This window comes from Aquipuribacter nitratireducens (assembly GCF_037860835.1).
Classification (GTDB): Bacteria; Actinomycetota; Actinomycetes; order Actinomycetales; family JBBAYJ01; genus Aquipuribacter; species Aquipuribacter nitratireducens.
The window spans coordinates 766,618-772,822 of record NZ_JBBEOG010000001.1 but is presented as its reverse complement, the minus strand read 5'-3'; the positions used below and the strand labels follow the sequence as shown (position 1 = coordinate 772,822).

At 76.2% G+C, this 6,205-nt stretch carries 8 protein-coding genes; all 8 read right to left on the bottom strand.

Annotation, left to right across the window (positions count from 1 at the left end; translation table 11 throughout):
- On the bottom strand, positions 1 to 363 hold a 363-nt coding region (locus WAB14_RS03375; RefSeq protein WP_340267365.1), incomplete at its 3' end, for a hypothetical protein.
- Positions 363 to 995 carry a nicotinate-nucleotide adenylyltransferase gene (gene nadD, locus WAB14_RS03370; RefSeq protein ID WP_340267363.1) on the bottom strand — a complete coding sequence of 211 codons (633 nt, stop codon included), beginning with the start codon at positions 993 to 995 and terminating at the stop codon, positions 363 to 365. The genes WAB14_RS03375 and nadD, both read right to left, overlap by 1 nt.
- Positions 992 to 1,174, bottom strand: a complete 183-nt coding sequence (locus WAB14_RS03365; RefSeq protein ID WP_340267361.1) for a hypothetical protein — start codon at positions 1,172 to 1,174, stop codon at positions 992 to 994. The genes nadD and WAB14_RS03365 overlap by 4 nt, the downstream gene beginning before the upstream one ends.
- Before the next feature lie 85 nt (positions 1,175 to 1,259).
- Positions 1,260 to 2,516: a glutamate-5-semialdehyde dehydrogenase gene (locus tag WAB14_RS03360; RefSeq protein WP_340267416.1), complete on the bottom strand. Its 1,257-nt coding sequence runs from the start codon at positions 2,514 to 2,516 to the stop codon at positions 1,260 to 1,262.
- 94 nt (positions 2,517 to 2,610) lie between these two features.
- Positions 2,611 to 3,768, bottom strand: a complete 1,158-nt coding sequence (proB, locus tag WAB14_RS03355) for a glutamate 5-kinase (protein ID WP_340267359.1) — start codon at positions 3,766 to 3,768, stop codon at positions 2,611 to 2,613.
- Positions 3,765 to 5,339, bottom strand: a complete 1,575-nt coding sequence (gene obgE, locus WAB14_RS03350) for a GTPase ObgE (protein WP_340267357.1) — start codon at positions 5,337 to 5,339, stop codon at positions 3,765 to 3,767. Before obgE ends, proB begins: the two co-directional genes overlap by 4 nt.
- Positions 5,340 to 5,442: 103 nt before the next feature.
- Positions 5,443 to 5,706 carry a 50S ribosomal protein L27 gene (gene rpmA, locus WAB14_RS03345; protein ID WP_340267355.1) on the bottom strand — a complete coding sequence of 88 codons (264 nt, stop codon included), beginning with the start codon at positions 5,704 to 5,706 and terminating at the stop codon, positions 5,443 to 5,445.
- Between the two features lie 7 nt (positions 5,707 to 5,713).
- Entirely contained in the window at positions 5,714 to 6,022 is a 309-nt protein-coding gene (rplU, locus tag WAB14_RS03340) for a 50S ribosomal protein L21 (RefSeq protein ID WP_340267353.1), read from the bottom strand.
- Positions 6,023 to 6,205 lie beyond the last annotated feature (183 nt).

Below are 6,205 nucleotides of genomic sequence, written 5' to 3'. Positions count from 1 at the left end.
GGCCACCGGCGCCGCGCCCGCCGTCTGCTCGGCGAGCCGGCGGGCCCGGCGGCCGCCTCCGCCGCCACCACGACGCGCCTCGAGCAGCGGGCCGACGACGAGCGCGCCGGGCGTCGGCAGCACGGGGGACGTGGCGGTGCCGGGCGACGTGGGCCGGGCCTGCCGGACGACCGGGCGCGGCGAGGCGGGCGGCTCCAGCACGGGCCACTGGGAGGTCGTGGCGTCGAGGGGGACCTGGCCCTGCCGCTCCGCCAGGCGCCGGCGGCGCCGCTCCCCCAACGCCCGCTGGACGCCGGTCTCCGTCGCGCTGTCCGGGACGTCGGCCGAGGCGTCGGCGGCGTCCTGCCGCGGGTCGTCGACCATCAGTCCTCCTCGCCGCTCGGGTGCCCGCCCGCTCCACGGTAGAGGCCGGACTTCGCGATGTACTGCAGGACCCCGGTGGGCACGAGGTAGCGGATGGGCCGGCCCTCCCGGACGCGACGGCGGATGTCGGAGCTGGAGATGGCGAGCGCGGGGATCTCGACGACGCTCACGGCGTCGTCGGGCAGGCCCGACGTGTCGAGGGTGTGGCCGGGCCGGCTGACGGCGACGAAGTGGGCGAGGCGCCACAGCTCGTCGACGTCCCGCCACGACAGGATCTGCTCCAGCGCGTCGGCGCCCGTGATGAAGAAGAGCTCGCTGCCGGGGCGAGTGGCGGCGAGGTCCCGCAGGGTGTCGGTGGTGTACGTCGGACCCGGCCTGTCGATGTCGACGCGGGAGACGGTGAAGCGCGGGTCGGCGGCGGTGGCGACGACCGTCATGAGGTAGCGGTCCTCGGCGGGTGTCACCTCACCGGCGGCCTTCTGCCACGGCCGGCCGGTGGGGACGAAGACGACCTCGTCGAGGTCGAAGCGGGCCGCGACCTCGCTCGCGGCGACGAGGTGCCCGTGGTGGAGCGGGTCGAACGTGCCGCCCATGACCCCGAGGCGAGGTCGCCGGGTCGGCGCCGCCGTCACTGGCGGTGGGCGACGTTCTTGAACGAGTAGGTGATGCCGAGGAGGATGAGGAAGATCACGAGGGTGCCGATGCCGAACACCAGCGGCGGGACCGGCAGCTCGACCTCGGCCAACTCGCCGGTCGTCTCGCCCGCGGCGAGCGCCGCGCCCGCGAGACCCGCGACGATGCTGCTGCCCATGTGTCCTCCGCTCCACCGGTGCTGCTGACGGCGGACAGTCTGGCACGCCCCGTGCGCGGGCGACGCGACGAGGTCCGGTGGCGCGTCAGGAGCGCAGGTGACCGTCCCCGGTCATCACCCACGTCGTCGTCGTGAGGTCGGGCAGGCCCATCGGGCCCCGCGCGTGGAGCTTCTGCGTCGAGATGCCGATCTCCGCCCCGAGACCCAGCTGACCGCCGTCGGTGAAGCGGGTCGAGGCGTTGACCGCGACCCCGGCCGCGTCGACCTCCGCGACGAACCGGTCGGCGGCGCGCGTGTCCCGGGTGCAGATCGCCTCGGTGTGGCCGCTGGAGAAGCGCCGGATGTGGTCGAGCGCGGACCCGAGGTCGGGCACGACCCCGACCGCGAGCTCGAGCGCGAGGTACTCCGTCGCCCAGTCCTCCTCGGTGGCGGCCTCGACGGGCACCTCGCCGGCCAGCCCCTGCACCGTCTCGTCGCCGTGCAGACGGACCCCGGCCTCGTGCATGGCGCGCAGGAGCCGCGGCACGAACCGCTCCGCGACAGCCGCGTGCACGAGCACGGTCTCTGCGGCGTTGCACGTGCTGGGCCGCTGCACCTTCGCGTTGACGCACACGGCGAGGGCCTCGTCGAGGTCCGCGGCGGTGTCGACGTAGACGTGGCAGTTGCCGGTTCCGGTCTCCACCGTCGGCACGGTCGCGGTCTCGACGACGGTCCGGATGAGGTCGGCCCCACCGCGGGGGATGACGACGTCGACGAGGCCGCGGGCGCGCAGCAGCGCACGCACCCCCGCCCGGCCGTGGGCGTCGATGGTGCGGACGGCGTCACGCGGCAGACCGGTGGCGGCGAGGGCGTCCTGGAGGACCTCGATGATCGCCTCGTTGCTGCTGCGGGCCGCGGAGCCACCGCGCAGGACGACGGCGTTGCCGCTCTTGAGGCAGAGCGCGGCGGCGTCGACGGTGACGTTGGGACGCGCCTCGTACACCATGCCGACCACGCCGAGCGGGCGGCGCACCTGGTGCACGCGCAGCCCGTTCGGCAGCGTCGACCCCCGCACGACCTGCCCGACGGGGTCCGGCAGGGCGACGACGTCGCGGACGGCGTCGGCGATCGCGGCGATCCGGCCGGCGTCGAGCCGGAGCCGGTCCTGCAGGGACGTCGACATGCCGTCGGCCTGCGCCCGGGCGAGGTCGTCGGCGTTCGCGGCGACGAGCCGCTCGGTGGCCGCCACGAGGCCGTCCGCGACGGCGAGGAGGGCGGCGTCGCGGGTCGCACCGGACGCGGTCGCGAGGGCGCGCGAGGCCTCGCGCGCCTCGCGCGCGACCTGCTCGACGGCCTCCCGCACAGCGGGGTCGCCGTCCTGCGCGTCGTCCCCCGACGGGACGGCGGAGCGGTGTCCCGCGCTGTCGGGACGGGCGGCGAGGAGGTCGGTCACCCGCTCAGGGTAGGCCGGGGGCGGGGACGACGACGAGGTCGTCCCGGTGCACGACCTCCCGGCCGTAGCCGGGGCCGAGGTCGGCCCGCAGGTCGTGGGTGGAGCGGCCGAGCAGCCGGGGCAGCTCCGCGGCGCCGTAGGAGACGACCCCCCGCGCGACGGTCCCGCCCGCCTCGTCGCAGAGGTCGACGACCGCGCCGACGTCGAAGCCGCCGCTGACGGCGCGGATCCCCGCGGGCAGGAGGGACGCGCCCCGCTCGACGACGGCGCGGACGGCTCCCGCGTCGAGGGTGAGCCGTCCCTTCGGGACGGCGACGTGCGTGAGCCACAGGATGCGGGCGGGCATCGCCCGCTCGGCGGCCCGGAACCACGTGCCGACGTCCGCGCCGGCGACCGCGTCGCCGTAGCGGGACGTCGCGGTGACGAACGTGGGCACGCCCGCGTCCGCGGCGATGGCGGCCGCGTCGACCTTGGTCCGCATCCCGCCGGTGCCGACCGCACTGCCGGCCCCCGTGCCGAGGTCGGCGCCCACCGCCTGGGGGTCCTCGACCGTGCGCAGCCGCACCGCGCCGGGGCGGGTGGGCGGGCGGTCGTAGAGGGCGTCGACGTCGGTGAGGAGGACGAGCGCGCTCGCGCCGACGAGGTGCGCGACGAACGCGGCGAGCCGGTCGTTGTCCCCGAAGCGGATCTCGTCGGTGGCGACGGTGTCGTTCTCGTTGACGACCGGCACCGCCCCCAGCTGCAGGAGCCGGGCGAGGGTCGCCCGTGCGTTGAGGTAGTGGTTGCGGCGCACGAGGTCGTCGAGGTCGAGCAGCACCTGCCCCGTCACCATGTCGTGGCGCTCGAAGGCGAGCGCCCACCGGGCCTGGAGGCGCCCCTGGCCCACGCTGGCTGCCGCCTGCAGTCCCGCGAGGTCGGCGGGTCGGCGCGGCAGACCGAGCGCGGGCAGGCCGGCGGCGATGGCGCCGCTCGTCACGACGACGAGCTGCCGGTCCGGCCCGAGCGCGCGGCGGGCGGCGAGGAGCTCGACGAGCCGGTCGACCTGCGCGCCGTCGATGCCCGCGTCGGAGGCGAGGCTGGAGGAGCCGACCTTGACGACGAGCGTGCCGGGGCCGGTCAGCAGGGCGGCCGCGACCGACCCCGCGACGTCCGGTGCGGTCACGAGCCGGCGCCGTCGCCGGCGCGCTCGTCGTCGGGGGCGGGGCCCCCGTCGGGGTCGGCGTCGGGGTCGGCGTCGGGGTCGGTCCAGCGGCCGGCGGCCCGCTCCTCGGCTAACTCGTCGCGGGCGGCGCTCTTCGCGTCCATCCGCTCCTCGTACGCGCGGCGGCGCTCGGCGCGGCTGGCGCGCGCGGACTCCCCACCCACCCGCAGGTCGGTGCCCCGCGGGCCCGCCGTCGCGACCCCGGACAGCGTCGGCTCCCAGTCGAAGAGGACGGCGTCGTCGCCGGACCCGATGGCGACCTCGGCGCCCGCGACCGCCCCGGCCGCGAACAGCGCGTCCTCGACACCCGCGCGGGCCAGCCTGTCCGCGAGGTACCCGACGGCCTCGTCGTTGGCGAAGTCGGTCTGACGCACCCACCGCTCCGGCCGGCCGCCGCGCACCCGGTACACCGTCCGGTCCCCGTGCTGCTCGGGGGTGACGGTGAACCCGGCGTCGTCGGTGGCGAGCGGTCGCAGGACGACGCGCTCCGGCGCGGTGGGCCGGGCGCGCTCGGCGCGGTCGGCGGCGACGTAGCGGGCGAGCCCGAAGGCCAGCTCGCGCAGGCCCTCGCGGCTGACGGCGGACACGACGAACACCTCGTAGCCGCGCTCACGCAGCTGGGGTGCGACGAGGTCGGCCATGTCCCGGCCGTCGGTCGTGTCGACCTTGTTGAGGACGACGACCTGCGGACGCTCGACGAGCGGCACGGACTCGCCGTCGCCGCGGTACCGCTCCAGCTCGGCGAGGATCGTGTCGAGGTCGCGGACCGGGTCGCGGTCGCTCTCCAGCGTCGCGGTGTCGAGGACGTGCGCGAGGACCGCGCACCGCTCGACGTGCCGGAGGAACTCGAGCCCGAGGCCCCTCCCCTCGCTCGCGCCCTCGATGAGGCCGGGCACGTCGGCGACCGTGAAGCGGACGTCGCCCGCCTCGACGACGCCGAGGTTGGGCGTGAGGGTCGTGAAGGGGTAGTCGGCGATCTTCGGCCGGGCGGCGGACATCGCCGCGACGAGGCTCGACTTGCCGGCGCTGGGGAACCCGACGAGCGCGACGTCCGCGACCGTCTTGAGCTCGAGGACGACGTCGCGGGCCTCGCCGGGCTCGCCGAGCAGGGCGAACCCCGGGGCCTTGCGGCGGGGGCTGGCGAGGGCGGCGTTCCCGAGGCCCCCGCGGCCGCCCGCGGCGACGACGACCCGCGTGCCGTCCCCGAGGAGGTCGGCCAGCACCTCGCCGTCCGGCGTCGTCACGACGGTGCCGTCCGGGACGCGCAGCTCGACGTCCGCGCCGTCGGCGCCGCTGCGGTTGCCGCCACGCCCCACGCCACCGTCGCCGGCGCGCCGGTGCGGGGAGCGGTGGTACTCCAGGAGGGTCGTGACGGACGGGTCGACGACGAGCACGACGTCCCCGCCGTGACCGCCGTTGCCGCCGTCGGGACCGCCGAGCGGCTTGAACTTCTCCCGGTGCACCGACGCGACGCCGTGGCCGCCGGCGCCGCCGGCGACGTGCAGGACGACGCGGTCGACGAACTGGCTCACGGGTGCCTCCTGGTCGGAACGCGACGCGCCGGCCGCCCCGCAGTGGGGGCGACCGGCGCGTCGGCGAGCTGGGTGCTGGTCGTGCCTTGGGGTCAGCCCGGTCTCAGGCCGAGGCCTCCGCGGCCACGACGTTGACGACGCGGCGCCCGCGCCGGGTGCCGAACTGCACCGCGCCGGGGGCGAGGGCGAAGAGGGTGTCGTCGCCGCCGCGGCCGACGTTGTCGCCGGGGTGGAAGTGGGTGCCGCGCTGCCGGACAATGATCTCGCCGGCGCCGACGACCTGGCCGCCGAAGCGCTTGACGCCGAGGCGCTGCGCGTTGGAGTCGCGACCGTTGCGGGTCGAGCTCGCGCCCTTCTTGTGTGCCATGCCTAGCTCACTTCCCGATCTTGGTGATCTTGACCTTGGTGAGCGCCTGCCGGTGGCCCTGGCGCTTGCGGTACCCGGTCTTGTTCTTGTACTTGAGGATGCGGATCTTCGGTCCCCGGAGGTCCTCGACGATCTCGCCGGCGACGACGAGGCTGCTCAGCGCGTCGGCGTCGGAGGTGACGGTGGAGCCGTCGACGACGAGGACGGGGGTGAAGCGGACGTCGTCACCGGGCTCACCGGCGAGTCGGTCCACCGTGAGGACGTCGCCGACGGCGACCTTCTCCTGGCGTCCTCCAGCGCGGACGATCGCGTACACGTCGTGGCTCTCTTCCTGTCGGGCGTGCGTGGGTGCGTTCCTGAGGGGCCGGGCCGTGGAGCTCCGGCGCGAGGACCGCTGGGTGGCGAGCGACGAGACGCGCCACCGGCCAGCGGCCTAGCGTACGCGGCGCCGCCCGGCTCTCCAAACCGGCCGGCGCCGCGGTCGTGCCGTGGTGGTGCC